A 15260-nucleotide genomic window follows, 5' to 3' on the forward strand; every position below is an offset into this window, starting at 1 on the left:
TGGAAACGTCTGATGTGTATAAGATTCAGCTACAACTACAACTACAACTACAACTACAACTACAACTACAACTACAAAGAAGCCGCCGCCCGCGCAGCAGTGTCATAAATCCCGGAAGCATTCCGCATCAGCTGCGCGGCGTCGCCAATCTGCTCATTAGTGAGCCCACTCTCTTTCAGCGTCGCGATCAGACAGTTCTCTCTCACCTCCCGATACTTCATACACAGATCCCGCCCCGCCTGCGTCGCCGAAAAGAACACCTCCTTGCCGGTCTTTTCGCTTTTTACATACCCTCTAGCTACGAGCTTCTTGAGCGCATACGTCGCGACGTGCGTGTCCTCGATATTCAGCACGAAGCAGATATCGGCAATCTTCTTGCGCCGCTCGCGATGGCTCACATGGTGCAGCAGCGATACCTCGATTGCCGTCATGTCCTTGTCGCCCGCGGCCGCCATGCAGCGGACCATCCACCGGTTGAACGCGTTGCTCGCCATGATCAGCCCGTACTCGAGTTCGGATAACTCCGCACTAAATTCAGAGACAAGATGTTCCGATGAAACGATTTTGGTCGGATGGCGCGCCATGATGGTTTTTCTAGGGAAGCGTGTTGGTTGTGTCCGAAGTGTACGACGTCCATCCGGCACCGGCGAGCCTGGGGACATCGCTTATTGATAAATTGTCGATATTTTATTGAGAATGTACGCTAGCTCCGTTGCGAGGAGTTGGCGTGCATCGTCAGACAAATCCGCCGCTTCTCCACCTAACCAGGACATTGATGACTGATCCCCGCATCTTTCCGCTCGGCGATACGGCGCTGGTCTGCGAAGCGCCGCCGCCCGCCACGCTGGATTGCCAGCGCCGCGTGTGGTCGGCCGCGCAGGCCGCGCGCGACTGGCCGCACGTGCTCGAAGTGGTGCCCGGCATGAATAACCTGACCGTGATCTTCGATCCGCTAGAAGCCGATCCCGACGATCTGATCGAAAAGCTCAAAGCCGCGTGGGCCAAGCCTGGCGCAGCGCGCGACCTGGGCCGCGAAGTGGAGATCCCCGTCCAGTATGGCGGCGAGTTCGGACCGGACCTGAAGGCGGTCGCCGATCACACCGGACTGTCGGTCAAGGAAGTGGTCGAGCGGCATGCGGGCGGTGAGTACATCGTGTTCTTTCTCGGTTTCCAGCCGGGCTTCGCGTACATGGGCGGACTCGAAGACGCGCTGCACACGCCGCGCCGCGCCGAGCCGCGGCTCGAAGTGCCCGCCGGCTCGGTCGGCATCGGCGGCGCGCAGACGGGAATCTATCCCGCGACGTCGCCGGGTGGCTGGCAGTTGCTCGGACGCACGCAGCTCAAACTGTTCGATCCGTCGCGCAACCCGCCGACGCTCCTGCAACCGGGCGATCGCGTCCGCTTCACCATCGCGGAGCTGCACGCATGATCGACGTGATACGCGCAGGTCTGTTGACCACCATCCAGGATCTCGGCCGGCACGGCTTCCGGCATCTCGGCGTCGCGATGGGCGGCGCGCTCGACCGGCTCTCGCTCGAAGTCGGCAACCGGCTGGTCGGCAACCGGCCCGACGCCGCCGGACTGGAAATCACCTTCGGCCCGACCGTGCTGCGCTTTCTGCGCCCGACGCGCGTGGCCATCACGGGCACCGAATTCGGCGCGACGCTCGACGGCAAGCCCGTCTATTCGTGGTGGAGCCTGCCCGTGCAGGCGGGCCAGGAACTGATACTGAACGCGGCGAAGCGCGGCATGCGCGGCTACGTGTGCATCGCGGGCGGCATCGACGTGCTGCCGATGCTCGGCTCGCGCAGCACCGATCTGCAGGCCGGTTTCGGCGGTCTCGGCGGACGCGCGTTGCGTGACGGCGACCGTCTGCCCGTCGGCGCGCCACGCACGGGCGCGGGTTCCGGTTTTTCGCCCGACGCGCCCGAGTTCGGCGTCAAGGCGCCCGCGTGGTGCAAGTTCGTGCTGGTCGACGAACCGGTGCGGCGCGGCCGCCATCCATCGGGTGTGGCATGGGCGCCGCCTGTGCGCGTGCTACCCGGCCCCGAGTACGACAGCTTCACGGAAGACGCCCGGCAGGCCTTCTGGAACGACGAATGGCTCGTCACACCGAACAGCAACCGGATGGGTTTCCGGCTGTCGGGCGGCGAACTGAAGCGCACGCACAAGACCGATCTGCTGTCGCACGCGGTGATGCCGGGCACGATCCAGGTGCCGCCGAACGGCCAGCCGATCATCCTGATGAGCGACGCACAGACCACGGGCGGCTATCCGAAGATCGGCGCGGTGATCCACGCGGATCTGTGGAAGCTCGCGCAGATCCGCCTGAACGGCGCCGTGCGCTTTATTCCGACCACGCCGTATGAAGCGCGTCAGGCGCAGATCGAAGAACGCAAGTACCTGCGGCAGATCGATGCCGCAATCGGCATGCATGAAGAACGCTGCGCGCGGCTCGCCGCCTCCGCAGCGGTGTAAGACCAACGAGGAACATCATGGAAATCGACTTGAACGCCGATCTCGGCGAAGGATGCGGCTCCGACGAGGCGCTGCTCGACCTCGTCAGCTCGGCGAACATCGCGTGCGGCTGGCATGCGGGCGGCCCGAACGCGATGCGCGAGTGCGTGCGCTGGGCGGTGGAAAAAGGCGTGTCGATCGGTGCGCATCCGAGCTTCAACGACCCGGAAAACTTCGGCCGCAAGGAAATGGACTTGCCCGCCGAAGAAATCTACGCGGGCGTGCTGTATCAGCTTGGCGCGCTGTCGGCGATTGCGCAGGCGGAAGGCGGACGCATTGCGCACGTCAAGCCGCATGGCGCGCTCTACAACCAGGCCGCGCGCGACCCGAAGATCGCCGACGCCATCGTCTCGGCCGTGCATGACTTCGATCCGTCGGTGGCCGTGTTCGCGCTCGCCAACAGCGGGCTGGTGACGGCCGCGCGCAACGCGGGACTCGTCGCGATCGAAGAAGTATTCGCCGATCGCGGTTATCGCGCGGACGGGTCGCTGGTGCCGCGCAAGGAGCCGGGCGCGCTGCTCGAAGACGAAGACGAAGTGCTCGAACGCACGCTGAAGATGGTGCGCGAGCAGCGCGTGCAGGCGGTGACGGGCGAATGGGTGCCGCTCAATGCACAAACCATCTGCCTGCACGGCGACGGCCCGCATGCGCTGGCGTTCGCGCAACGTATCCGCAAGGCGCTCGAAGACGCGGGCGTCGACGTGCATCCGGCGGGCGCCGCGCGCGTCTGACCTCGGCGCACGGCGCTGGATCAAGGGAATCTCGCAGCAACGCATGCCCCGCTTTTCGCGGGGCATTTTCCAGGCATCGGGCGAAAAAGCAACATCGCCCGTTGCCAATGGATTTTTGAAGCCTCAGAAGTTCGGCAGTAACCGTAACAGCACCACAGCAACACCACGCAACAACGACATGAAGCACAGCCGATGCAGCCACCCAAGAGCCGCACGGCAGGTAGGGAAACCGGGCCGCAAAGCATGGCCCGGCGCCATTACAGTTCGCCGCCACGAGCGGTGTCCCAATGCAGGACCACCTCTGGAGATCTACATGCAGTCCACCGTCAATCTATGGCCGCTCATTGGCGTCGCGGTCATCATCGTCGGGTTTGTGTTGCGCTTCAATCCGATGCTGATCGTGGCCGCGGCCGCCGTCATCACCGCGATCGCCGCGCACTTCCCGCCCGACAAGATTCTCGCTGCCATCGGCAGCGGCTTCATCAAGACCCGCAATATCCCGCTCATTATCCTGTTGCCGCTCGCGGTGATCGGTCTGCTCGAACGGCACGGGCTGCGCGAACGCGCGCAGACGTGGATCGGGAGCATCAAGGCCGCGACGGCCGGGCGTCTGCTGATCGTCTATCTGCTCGTGCGCGAGCTGACGGCGGCTGTCGGCCTGACGGGCCTCGGCGGTCATCCGCAGATGGTGCGCCCGCTGATCGCGCCGATGGCGGAAGGCGCCACGGAAACGCGCTTCGGCAAGCTCACCGATAGCGTGCGCTACAAGCTGCGCGCGTACTCGGCGGCCACCGACAACGTCGGCCTGTTCTTCGGCGAGGATATCTTCGTCGCGTTCGGCGCGATCGTGCTGATGGTCACGTTCCTGAAGGAAGCGGGCATCACCGTCGAGCCGATCCACGTTGCCGTGTGGGGCATTCCGACGGCGATCTGCGCGTTCCTGGTTCACGGCTTCCGGCTCTGGCTGCTCGATCGCAAGCTCGAACGCGAACTGCGCGGCAATGCGACGGCGCAGGCGACTGCGAAGGTCAATCTCAACACCACCGCGACGCGCACGACCGGGGACGAAGCATGACACTCACCATCAACTATCTGTTCTGGCTGCTCGGCATCGTGCTGCTGGTGATCGGCGGCATGATCGTCACCGATAAGGACCATCCGCGCCGCCTCACGGCAGGCGGCTTCTGGATCATCTACGCGCTGATCTTCCTGATCGGCGACAAATTGCCTGTCGAACTGGTCGGCGTGCTGGTCATCGCGATGGCGCTGATCGCCGGCTTCGGCGGCGTGACGGCAGGCAAGCCGAAGGTACTCTCGGAAGAAGCGCGTAAGGCGAGCGCCGTGCGCCTCGGCAACAAGCTGTTCGTGCCCGCGCTGACGATTCCCGTCGTCACGGTGATCATCACGCTGTCGGCAAGCCACCTCGTGTTCGGCGGCACGCCGCTGGTCGAGCAGAAGAACGTGACGCTGATCGGCTTCGGCATCGGCTGCGTGATCGCGCTGGCGTTCGCCTGCGTGATGACGCGCGACACCGTCGGCCAGTCGATGAAGGAAGCGCGCCGTCTGGTCGATGCGCTGTCGTGGGCCGCCGTGCTGCCGCAGATGCTCGGCATGCTCGGCCTGGTGTTCTCGGACGCGGGCGTCGGCAAGGCGGTCGCGCACGTGACGACGGCTTACATCAGCCTGGATTACCGGCTGATCGCGGTTGCCGTCTACTGCATCGGCATGGCGCTGTTCACGATGGTGATGGGCAACGGCTTCGCCGCTTTCCCGGTGATGACGGGCGGCGTCGGCGTGCCGATCCTCGTGAACGCGTTCCACGGCAACCCGGCCGTGATGGTGGCGATCGGCATGTTCTCCGGCTACTGCGGCACGCTGATGACGCCGATGGCCGCGAACTTCAACATGGTGCCCGCTGCATTGCTCGAACTGCCGGACAAGAACGCGGTGATCAAGGTGCAGGTTCCGACGGCCCTGACGCTGCTGGTCGTGAACATCTTCCTGCTCAACTTCCTGATGTTCCTGTGACGCGCGTGCGCTGAATTTGCATCGATCAAGACCACGGGCGGCTCGCCAAATCCTATTTCCAGGATGGGCGATCCGCCCGTTTGCCATGTATCAAAAGGCGTACCGTCCTTTTTAGGATGCGTCTGATAGTTCGGCCATGGCCCCGGACCTAACCTGTGATGGTTCCATCGTTCACAGTCCGGCGCCCCAAAAGCGTGTGCGCCGGCTCTTTCGAGAGTCTGGAGAGCACCGCCATGCCATCGCCGTCCGCCGCTTCAACTTCCTCCGCCGATCAACTTTTCCCGCACCTTTTCCCCGTCACGCTTGCATTCGCGCTCGAAGCGCACCGTGCATGCCGTTTCACCGAAGCCGAATCGCTGTACCGCGAAGCGCTCGATATCTGCCCCGATCATCCCAACCTGCTGCATTACTACGGCGTCCTGCTGCACCAGCGCGGCCAGCATGCGCAAGCGCTCGAATACATCGATCTCTCGCTCGAACTCGAACCGGACAACGCCGAGTGCTGGAACGACCGCGGCTTTATCGCCGATGCGCTCGGTGAGCGTGCGCTCGCGCTGCGTTGCTATCGTGTCGCGCTGTCGCTCGATCCGCGCTCGCCGGATGCGCACAACAACATCGCCGTCGCGCTCGAAGCGGACGGCAAGCTCGGCGAAGCGGTGTATCACTATCGCGAAGCGCTGAAAATCGACTCGACGCTCGCTGACGTGCATCTCAATCTCGGCTCGGCGCTCGACCGTCTGATGCGTTTCGACGATGCCGACGAGCACTATCGCGCGTTGCTCTCGCTGAATGCGCGCACGGCCAACGTCTGCCTGAAAACGGACCGCGCGGAAGCACTCTCGCTCGAAGGCCTGGAAATCGCGCTGCAACTCGCATCGCAAACGGATCGCCGGCGCGTCGCCAACGGTGCGTTCGGCGCTATCGGCGCACGCGCGTAAGCACAGCGCGAGGGCGCGTGCCTCAGTAAGGATCGACCACGAAACCGCGCTGCCGCAGCAACTGCAGCACGCCCTTGCGGCCGCCCAGATGCAGCGCGCCAATCGCGACGAACACCGGCTTGTTCGGTGCCGCGATCTGCAGCATCCGGCTGACGAAGCGCCGGTTCCGGTCGAACACGATCTTGTTGTCGACCTGCGCGGAGATGCGCGGGTCGCGCGCCAGCTTCTCCGATTTCGCCGCTTCCCACGCGGCAATCGCGTCGGCATCGCCGACACGCCAAAGCCGGTGCAAGGTGTGCACATCGGCGACATTCTCTGCAGGCGTCTGCACCAGGTCCTGCGCGAGCATTTCGCGCTGCTGGGCAAGCGTCAGCCCCGTGAACGCGCGCATCTGCTCGCCGAGCGTCTCCAGCCCGACAATCTTCCCCTTCTGCCGCAAATACACGTTCTGCAACTGCGCTTCCGTGCCGTATTCCGTTTGCAGGCCGGCGCTCAGCGAATCGTAGGTTTCGACCAGCAGCGACGCGAGCCACGGCCGCATCTTGCGGATTTCATCGAGCGCGGCGGGATTGCCGCGCAGACGCATCGACAGCTTGTGCCACAACGGTTCCGGCAGCAGCTTCGGCAGACACTCGTACGAACACACGCCGTACTTCGACACATCGTCCTGCGAGACGAGCAGATCGTCGGGCGACAGTTCGAGCGCGAGCGTCGGCGATGCAGCCAGCGCGCCGAGAATCGGTGCACGGAAAGGATGTGTCGGCGGATAGTCGTTCGGATCGCCGACATGCAGCGTGCCGAGCAGATAAATCGTGGTTCTGCCGCGTGTCGCGACGTAGAAAGGCATGCGCGCCGGTTGCGTGCGCACGGGGCCGCTTGCGGTCGTGCCGCTTGCATAGGAAGGCGGTGGATTGAAACCGGGCAGCGTCGCGCGCGGTTGCGACGGCGTGTGCGGCACGGGCACGGCCGGGCGGCCGACCTGATTGGCCTGCGCAGCCTGCACAGGCGTATTCGCGGAAGCGCCCGCGGCATGGGCCGGGGCGATCACAGCAAACGGATGAGACGTCGACAAAGGGCATTGCGCCGCCACGACGAGCAGTGCGCCCACCAGCACGCGAGCAACCCGCCGATACGGAAAAGCAATGCGCGCGCCGCTCGCATGCTGAACATGCAAACGACGCGCATGGCGGTGCGTGACATCACGCACCGCCATCCCATCATGTATTCGTGTCGTCTCCCACCTCCTCGGCGCGGTGACACGAGACCTGGCGACCATCCACTTCACGCAGCTTTGGCTCTTCTTTGCGGCAACGCTCGATAGCATACGGGCAACGCTGGTGGAACGTACAGCCCGACGGCGGATTGAGCGGCGACGGCATTTCACCTTGCAGCTTGATCTGGATGCGGCGATCCGCTTCGAAGATCGACGGTGTCGCCGACATCAGCGCGCGCGTGTACGGATGACGCGGCTTGCTGAAGATGCGCTTCTTGTCGCCGAGTTCGGCAACGCCGCCGAAGTACATCACCATCACGTCATCCGCGATGTGCTCGACCACCGACAGGTTATGCGAAATGAACACATAACTCGTCTTGAACTGATCCTGCAGATCCATGAAGAGGTTCAGGATCTGCGCCTGGATCGACACGTCGAGCGCGGAGACGGGTTCATCGGCGACGACGATCTGCGGATCGAGAATCATCGCGCGCGCAATCGCCACACGCTGGCGCTGACCGCCCGAGAACATATGCGGATAACGCTTCGCATGCTCGGGCCGCAGGCCGACGGTGCGCATCATATGGGCGATGCGTTCGCCGCGTTCGCTGGCGCTCAGTTGTGTGTTGATCGCGAGCGGTTCACCCAGAGTCTGCTCGACGGTCTTGCGCGGATTGAGCGACGCGAACGGGTTCTGGAACACCATCTGCACGCGGCGGCGCAACTGCGCGATCTTCTCGTGGCTCGCGCCAGCAACATCTTCACCGTCGATCAAGAGACGGCCGCCGGACGGCGCTTCGATCATCGTCAGCTGACGCGCGAGCGTCGATTTGCCGCAGCCGGATTCGCCGACCACCGCGAGCGTCTTGCCGCGTTCGAGCTTGAACGACACGCCGTTGAGCGCCTTGACGGTGCCGTGGCCGAACATGCCGCGCTTCACGTCATAGTGGCGCGCGAGGTTGTCGGCAACCAGTACGTGATCGCCTGCCGCTTTGCCACCTTCCGGGCGGCGCGTTTCGGGTACTGCATTCATCGTGCGCCTCCGTGTTGAATGGCATCGCGAACCAGGTTCAGCGGCTTGATGCAGCGAACCTGGGCTGCGGCGTCGTGATCGGGCAGCGGCGACAGCGCCGGCCGTGCCTTGTTGCAATCGTCGACGACATACTTGCAGCGCGGCGCGAACAGACAGCCCTTCGGACGATCGTCACGCCCCGGCACCATGCCCGGCAACGCCGACAGACGCACCGCGCCGACGTTGTGCTCGGGAATCGCCGCCAGCAGCGCTTCCGTGTACGGATGATGCGGCGCGCTGAAGATATCCGGCACGCGGTTCGTTTCGATCACTTCGCCGGCGTACATCACGGCCACGCGCTGCGCGACTTCCGAGACGACCGCCAGATCGTGCGAAATCAGCACGAGCGCCATGCCGCGATCCTTCTGCAACTGCACCAGCAGTTGCATGATCTGCGCCTGAATGGTCACGTCGAGCGCGGTGGTCGGCTCGTCGGCGATCAGCAGCTTCGGGTTGCAGGCCACGGCCATCGCGATCATCACGCGCTGGTTCATGCCGCCCGACATCTGATGCGGGAACGTGTTGATGCGGTTCTTCGCGTCAGGGATGCCGACCTGATCGAGCAGTTCGAGCGCGCGTTTGTTGAGCGCATCGCCCTTCAGACCTTCGTGCAGCTTCAGCACTTCCTTGATCTGATAGCCGACGGTGTAGCTCGGGTTCAGGCTCGTCAGCGCGTCCTGGAACACCATCGCCACGTCCTTGCCGATGATCTTGCGGCGTTGCTTGGGCGACGCGTTCAGCAGGTCTTTGCCGTCGAAGGTGACTTCGTCGGCGGTGACCTTACCCGGTGCGTCGATCAGGCCCATCAGCGCCATCATCGTCACGCTCTTGCCCGAGCCCGATTCACCGACGACGCCGACCACTTCGCCCGGCGCCACGTTCAGATTGATTCGATCGACAGCGGGCAGGCCGCTGAAGTTCACCGCCAGATTGCGGATTGTTAGCAGGTTACCGTTGCTCATGTCAGGCCAACCTTTTGAGTTTCGGGTCGAGTGCGTCGCGCAGCCCGTCGCCGAGCAGGTTGATCGTGAGCACCGAGATCAGGATGGCGAGACCGGGCATGGTGACGATCCACCATGCGCTGTCGATGTAGTCGCGTGCCGACGCGAGCATTGCGCCCCACTCCGCCGACGGCGGTTGCACGCCGAGGCCGAGGAAGCCGAGCGCGGCGGCATCGAGAATCGCCGACGAAAAGCCCAGCGTGGCCTGCACGATCAGCGGCGCGGTGCAGTTCGGCAGCACTTGCGAGAACATCAGGCGGAACGTGCTGGCGCCCGCGACGCGCGAAGCCATCACGTATTCCTTGTGCAACTCGCCGAGCGCCGATGCGCGCGTCAGACGCACATAGCCCGGCAACGCGACAATCGCGATAGCCAGCATCGTGTTGACGAGACCCGGACCGATGATCGCCACGACGGCCACGGCGAGCAGCAGCGACGGCAGCGCGAGCAGCACGTCCATGATGCGCATGATCGGCGTGTCGGCCCATTTCTCGAAGAACGCGGCGATCAGGCCGAGCACGATGCCGGGGATCAACGCGAGAATCACCGACACAAAGCCGATCCAGAACGACAGACGCGCGCCATACATCAGACGCGAGAGGATGTCGCGGCCCGCTTCGTCGGTGCCGAGCACGAATTTCCAGCTGCCACCGTCGAGCCACGCGGGCGGGACCTTCACGAAATCGCGGTATTGCTCGATCGGGCTGTGCGGCGCGATCAGCGGCGCGAAGATCGCGACGAAGATCAGGATCAGCACGATGATGCCCGCGCCGACTGCGCCACGGTTGCGCGAGAAGTTGGACCAGAATTCACGGGCGGCGAGAACGCGGCCGCGCGGGGGGGTGACTGCCTGGGGGACTGTATTTTGAATGTCTGCCACGGTATTTACCTCATCTCGTATGGCGAATGCGCGGATTCAACACGCCGTACAACAGATCAACGACGAGGTTCACGACAATCACGAGTGTCGCGATCATCAGGATACCGCCCTGCACGACGGGATAGTCGCGCCGGCCGATCGCGTCGATCAGCCATTTGCCGATGCCCGGCCACGAGAACAAGGTCTCCGTCAGCACCGCGCCCGCGAGCAGCGTGCCGACCTGCAAACCGATCACCGTGACGACGGGAATCAATGCATTACGCAATGCATGCACGACGATCACGCGTCCCGGCGACAAACCCTTCGCGCGCGCGGTACGGATGTAGTCTTCGCGCAGCACTTCGAGCATCGACGAACGCGTCATCCGTGCGACCACCGCGAGGGGAATCGTGCCGAGCACGATCGACGGCAGGATCAGATGCGACAGCGCCGAGCGGAACGAGCCTTCGTCCGTGCCGGGCAGCAGCGAGTCGATCAGCAGGAAGCCGGTCACGTGCGGAATGTCGTATTCGACGGCAATCCGGCCCGAGACAGGCGTCCAGCCGAGCTTCGCCGAGAAGAACATGATGAGGATCAAGCCCCACCAGAAGATCGGCATCGAGTAGCCGGTCAGTGCCGTGCCCATCACGCCGTGATCGACCATCGTGCCGCGCCGCAGTGCAGCGAACACACCGGCAGGCAGGCCGACGCTCAACGCAAACAGCATTGCGCAGATCGACAGTTCGACGGTAGCGGGGAAACGGGCCAGGAATTCGCTCATCACGCTGGTATTGGTGATGATCGACGTGCCGAGGTTCCCCTGCAGCGCGTGGCCGACGTAGTGGAGGTACTGGATGGGCAGCGGTTCGTCGAGTCCGAGGCGATGCATCGCGGCTGCATGCATGGCGGGATCGACGCCGCGCTCGCCCATCATCACTTCGATGGGGTCGCCCGGAATCAGGTGAATCAGCGCGAACGCGAGGATCGTGATACCGATGAAAGTCGGTATGACCATCCCGATGCGGCGCAAAACGAATCGGAACATGGTTCGTCCCTTAGGTCTTGATGAGAAAAAACGCAACCGGCGACGAGGGCTCGTGACCCCGGTCGCCGGACCATTTCGACCAGTCTTCTAACCGAACGAAAAGCGTACTGCGTATGTGATGCAGCGGGCAACGAAGCCCACCGCAATCGCGAGATTTACTTCATGCTCACGCCGTCGAAGCGCGCGTAGCCGAGCGGCTCGATGCGCATATCGACGACCTTCTTGCTCACCGGCTGATACACAGTCGAGTGGGCGATCGGCGAGAACGGCAGTTGCTGCGCGAAGATCTGCTGCGCCTGCACATACGCCTTGGTGCGGTCAGCCTGATTCGTCGTCTCGCGGCCCTTCTGCACGAGTTCGTCGAACGGCTTGTAGCACCACTTGCCGAAGTTGTTGCCGTTCACCGCGTCGCAACCGAGCAGCGTGCCGAGCCAGTTGTCCGGGTCGCCGTTGTCGCCTGTCCAGCCGATCAGCATCGTGTCGTCTTCGCCTGCGTGAGCGCGCTTGATGTACTCACCCCATTCGTACGTGACGATCTTCGCCTTCACGCCGATCTTGGCCCAGTCGGCCTGGATCATTTCGGCCATCAGCTTGCCGTTCGGGTTGTATGCGCGCTGAACCGGCATGGCCCACAGCGTGATGTCGAAACCGTTCGGGAAGCCAGCCTTGGCGAGCAGCGCCTTGGCCTTTTCCGGATCGTAAGCCGGCATCTTCAGGCTCTTGTCGTACGACCACTGAGTAGGCGGCATCGGGTTCGTCGCGGCCTGGCCTGCGCCTTGATAAACCGAGTCGATGATCGCCTTCTTGTTGATCGCCATGTCGAGTGCCTGACGCACTTCGAGCTTGTCGACCGGCTTGTGCGTCACGTTGTACGACAGATAGCCGAGGTTGAAGCCCGGTTGCGACGGCATGTCGATGCTCGAATCGGCCTTCAGCGGCGCGATGTCGGCAGGACGCGGATAGCTCATCACATGGCATTCGCCAGCCTTGAGCTTCTGCACGCGCACGCCGGCATCCGGCGTGATCGAGAAGATCAGCTTCGAGATCTTCACCGTGTTCGGCTTCCAGTAGTCCGGATTGCCGTCGAAGCGGATCGTTGCATCCTTCGTGTAGCTACGGAAGATGAACGGGCCCGTGCCGACCGGCTTCTGGTTGATGTCGGCGGCATTGCCCGACTTCAGCAGCGAATCTGCATATTCAGCCGACAGGATCGACGCGTATTCCATCGCCAGGTTCTGGATGAACGGCGCGTTGACTTCCTTCAGCGTGAACTTGACGGTGTACGGGTCGACCTTTTCGACCTTGTCGATCAGCTTGTCGAGGCCCATGTCGGTGAAGTACGGGAACTGCACCGGGTATGCCTTACGGAACGGCTGATTCGTATCCAGCATGCGCTGGAACGTGAACACGACGTCGTCCGCGTTGAATTCGCGGGTCGGCTTGAACCATGACGTGGTGTGGAATTTGACGCCGTGGCGCAGATGGAACGTGTACGTCTTGCCGTCCGGCGAGACTTCCCACTTCTCTGCGAGGCCCGGCTCGACCTTCGTGCCGCCGCGCTCGAATTCGACGAGGCGGTTATAAACCGTGAACGTATTGGCCGTGAAATCCACGCCCGTGGTGTATTGCGCCGGATCAAAGCCCGCCGGACTGCCTTCCGAGCAGTACACGAGGGTTTTGTTCGGGATATCGGCGGCGTTCGCCAGTTGAGTCCCCGCCATCGATGCCGCTGCCGTCGCGGCCAGCATCGTGAGCCGTGCCGCGCGCAACAGTTTGTTTTGCTTCATGTTTCCTCCAGGATCAGCGCCGGCAAAAACCAGCGTTGCGCGATATTACTCAGCTTTGCCAGGGGCCGCAATTGGAGGAAATTAACTTTGTTGACGATCGGAAACAGGCGCTGAACGAGGCGCTGGAAGCGCTACCGCACGGGACGCGGCAGCGCTTTTGAACTAGAGCGAATTTAGGCGCAGATGCCGAAAATTGCTCACTTCAAGCCGACGTTCCAGAACTGGGTCGGGCCGAATGGGTCGATTTTGAAGCCGGTGATCGACTTCGCAATGGGTTGGTACACAGTCGAGTGTGCAATCGGCGTGAAAGGTACCTGATCCTTGAAGATTTTCTGGGCTTCCATGTAGTCCTTGGTGCGCACTGACATGTCAGTCGTGCTGCGCGCCGCCTTGATCAGATCGTCGAACGGCTTGTAGCACCATTTGGAGAAATTGCTGCCGTTGACGGCATCGCAGCCCAGCAGCACGCCGAGCCAGTTGTCCGGGTCGCCGTAGTCGCCCGTCCAGCCGATCAGCATCGCTTCATGCTCGCCGCTATGGGCGCGGCGAATATATTCACCCCATTCGAAGGTGACGATTTTCGTCTTCACGCCGATCTTCGCCCAGTCGGCCTGCAGCATTTCGGCCATCAGGCGCGCGTTCGGGTTATACGGGCGGGAAACGGGCATCGCCCACAGCGTCAGGTCGAAGCCGTCCGGATAGCCTGCCTGTTTGAGCAGATCCTTGGCCTTGTCGATGTCGTAAGGCGCATCTTTCAGGCTCTTGTCGTAGCCCCATTGCGTCGGCGGCATCGGATTGGTCGCCGCCTGGCCCGCGCCCTGATAGACGGATTCGATGATCGCCTTCTTGTTGACGGCCATGTCGAGCGCGCGGCGCACCAGCACGTTGTCGAGCGGTTTTTTCGTCGTGTTGTACGCGATGAAGCCCAGATTGAAGCCCACCGAATGCGGCAGTGCGAGCGACGTATCGGCCTGGATCTGCGGAATATCGGCGGGCTTCGGATAGCTCATCACCTGGCATTCGTTGGCTTTGAGTTTCTGCAGGCGCACGGACGGATCGACGGTGATCGCGAAGATCAGCTTGCCGGCCCGCACGACGCCTGGCTTCCAGTAATTCGGGTTGCCGTCGAAGCGGATCGACTCGTCTTTCGTGTAGCTGCGGAAGATGAAGGGTCCCGTGCCGACCGGAAACAGATTGATATCGGACGCCTTGCCTGCTTTCAGCAACTGGTCCGCATATTCGGCCGATAGGATCGATGCGAACGGCATCGCGATCTGCTGCAGGAACGGCGCGTCGACTTCCTTGAGCGTGAAACGCACCGTGTACGGATCGACTGCTTCGACCTTGGTGATGTTCTTCGCGAGGCCGAGATCGGTGAAGTACGGGAACGGCACGTTGTACGCCTTGCGGAACGGCTGTTCGGGGTCGAGCATGCGCGTGTAGGTGAACACGACGTCGTCGGCGTTGAAATCGCGCGTCGGCTTGAAGTACGACGTCGTCTGGAATTTCACGCCTTTGCGCAGGTGAAACGTGTATTGCAGGCCGTCGCTGGAGACTTCCCATTTTTCGGCGAGACCGGGTTCGATGTCGGTGCTGCCGTGGCCGAATTCGACCAGACGGTTGTAGACGGTGTACGAGCCGGCGCTGAATTCGACACTGGTCGTGTATTGCGCGGTGTCGAAGCCCGCCGGGCTTCCTTCCGAGCAGAACACGACGGTTTTGTCCGGCAGCGTCGCGGCTGCGCTCAGGTTAGGTGCTGCGCAGGCCGCGATTATGGCGACGGTTGAAATAACCGAGAGGCAAGACTTTCGAACTGCAGACAGCGTCGATGATATCGGCATGCTGGTCTCCGCAAGGCAGTTGGGAAGAGTGCCTTTCGATCATAGTCAGCCAATAATCGGATTCAATATGGGTTTTCACTCCGCTTTCAGCGTTTGGTTTTGGTTTTTGGTTTTTGGTTTTTGGTTTTTGGTTTTTGGTTTTTGGTTTTTGGTTTTTGGTTTTTGGTTTTTGCTTGCGCTGGCATCCGCGGTTTGGCTTTGCGCTGGCATCCGCGGTTTGTTAGTGGT

The 15260-nt window shown here is 62.6% G+C and carries 14 protein-coding genes and 1 pseudogene; 7 read left to right on the forward strand and 8 right to left on the reverse strand.

Annotated elements, in window-relative coordinates:
* Positions 1–71: 71 nt before the first annotated feature.
* Positions 72–584: a winged helix DNA-binding protein gene (locus DK391_RS41600; RefSeq protein ID WP_109483833.1), complete on the reverse strand. Its 513-nt coding sequence runs from the start codon at positions 582–584 to the stop codon at positions 72–74.
* A gap of 191 nt (positions 585–775) precedes the next feature.
* Here DK391_RS41600 and pxpB point away from each other — a divergent pair, with 191 nt between their 5' ends.
* The 6 genes from pxpB (at position 776) to DK391_RS41630 (ending at position 6214) form a co-directional block, all read left to right on the forward strand.
* Positions 776–1429, forward strand: coding sequence for a 5-oxoprolinase subunit PxpB (gene pxpB / locus DK391_RS41605; RefSeq protein ID WP_109483834.1), 654 nt, complete (start codon positions 776–778; stop codon positions 1427–1429).
* Entirely contained in the window at positions 1426–2478 is a 1053-nt protein-coding gene (locus DK391_RS41610) for a biotin-dependent carboxyltransferase family protein (RefSeq protein ID WP_109483835.1), read from the forward strand. Before pxpB ends, DK391_RS41610 begins: the two co-directional genes overlap by 4 nt.
* A gap of 17 nt (positions 2479–2495) precedes the next feature.
* Positions 2496–3248 (forward strand): 5-oxoprolinase subunit PxpA, encoded by a 753-nt coding sequence (pxpA, locus tag DK391_RS41615; RefSeq protein ID WP_109483836.1) that lies wholly within the window; start codon positions 2496–2498, stop codon positions 3246–3248.
* Between the two features lie 313 nt (positions 3249–3561).
* Positions 3562–4323, forward strand: coding sequence for a DUF969 domain-containing protein (locus tag DK391_RS41620; RefSeq protein ID WP_109483837.1), 762 nt, complete (start codon positions 3562–3564; stop codon positions 4321–4323).
* Positions 4320–5276 (forward strand): DUF979 domain-containing protein, encoded by a 957-nt coding sequence (locus DK391_RS41625; protein ID WP_109483838.1) that lies wholly within the window; start codon positions 4320–4322, stop codon positions 5274–5276. The genes DK391_RS41620 and DK391_RS41625 overlap by 4 nt, the downstream gene beginning before the upstream one ends.
* Before the next feature lie 233 nt (positions 5277–5509).
* Positions 5510–6214, forward strand: a complete 705-nt coding sequence (locus tag DK391_RS41630) for a tetratricopeptide repeat protein (protein WP_109483839.1) — start codon at positions 5510–5512, stop codon at positions 6212–6214.
* A gap of 22 nt (positions 6215–6236) precedes the next feature.
* Here the strand turns inward: DK391_RS41630 and DK391_RS41635 are convergent, their stop codons facing one another.
* The 7 genes from DK391_RS41635 to DK391_RS41665 form a co-directional block, all read right to left on the reverse strand.
* Complete coding sequence (locus tag DK391_RS41635) at positions 6237–7427, reverse strand: TraB/GumN family protein (RefSeq protein ID WP_239483105.1); 1191 nt, start codon at positions 7425–7427, stop codon at positions 6237–6239.
* 4 nt (positions 7428–7431) lie between these two features.
* Positions 7432–8460, reverse strand: coding sequence for a peptide ABC transporter ATP-binding protein (locus DK391_RS41640; RefSeq protein WP_109483840.1), 1029 nt, complete (start codon positions 8458–8460; stop codon positions 7432–7434).
* A complete protein-coding gene (locus tag DK391_RS41645; protein WP_109483841.1) occupies positions 8457–9461 on the reverse strand; it encodes an ABC transporter ATP-binding protein in 1005 nt (334 codons plus the stop codon). Before DK391_RS41645 ends, DK391_RS41640 begins: the two co-directional genes overlap by 4 nt.
* 1 nt (position 9462) lies before the next feature.
* Positions 9463–10380, reverse strand: coding sequence for an ABC transporter permease subunit (locus DK391_RS41650; RefSeq protein WP_109483842.1), 918 nt, complete (start codon positions 10378–10380; stop codon positions 9463–9465).
* A gap of 10 nt (positions 10381–10390) precedes the next feature.
* The gene (locus tag DK391_RS41655) at positions 10391–11404 is read right to left on the reverse strand and encodes an ABC transporter permease subunit (RefSeq protein ID WP_109483843.1); all 1014 of its coding nucleotides are present in this window, start codon (positions 11402–11404) and stop codon (positions 10391–10393) included.
* Between the two features lie 155 nt (positions 11405–11559).
* Positions 11560–13191 (reverse strand): ABC transporter substrate-binding protein, encoded by a 1632-nt coding sequence (locus DK391_RS41660; protein WP_109483844.1) that lies wholly within the window; start codon positions 13189–13191, stop codon positions 11560–11562.
* 197 nt (positions 13192–13388) lie between these two features.
* Positions 13389–15032 carry an ABC transporter substrate-binding protein gene (locus DK391_RS41665; RefSeq protein WP_109483845.1) on the reverse strand — a complete coding sequence of 548 codons (1644 nt, stop codon included), beginning with the start codon at positions 15030–15032 and terminating at the stop codon, positions 13389–13391.
* Between DK391_RS41665 and DK391_RS44725 the strand changes: the two are divergent.
* Positions 15031–15260, forward strand: a pseudogene (locus tag DK391_RS44725) (hypothetical protein); the annotation flags it as partial. The gene DK391_RS41665 and the pseudogene DK391_RS44725 overlap by 2 nt on opposite strands.

The sequence above is a fragment of the Paraburkholderia sp. C35 genome (assembly GCF_003121405.1).
In the GTDB taxonomy this organism is placed as follows: Bacteria; Pseudomonadota; Gammaproteobacteria; order Burkholderiales; family Burkholderiaceae; genus Paraburkholderia.